Raw genomic sequence first — 271 nt, forward strand, 5'->3', positions numbered from 1 at the left:
CCGGCGCGCGTGGTGCTGATGACGGAATGCTCGATGAGCGACAATGTCGCGGTCGAGCATCCCGACGTCGATTTCGTTCGTCCCTGCAATCTCTGCCCGCACATGAAGCGCATTACGCTCGCCAATATCCGTGCCGCGCTGGAGGAGAACCGTCACATCGTCACCATTGATCCGCGTGTCGCCGAGCGCGCTCGCCGGGCCGTCGAGCGCATGCTCTTCATATGACGTGTGATGTCCATGACATTCGCGGCGCGCCGGTCATTATCGGCGC

1 protein-coding gene is annotated in these 271 nt (G+C 62.4%); it reads left to right on the top strand.

The window, feature by feature from the left end; genetic code table 11:
* The coding region (gene nadA / locus ACWGS9_RS35785) for a quinolinate synthase NadA (RefSeq protein WP_454509559.1) at positions 1-225 on the top strand (225 nt) is incomplete at its 5' end.
* Between the last annotated feature and the right edge of the window lie 46 nt (positions 226-271).

The organism is Mesorhizobium sp. Arg314, from assembly GCF_053714275.1.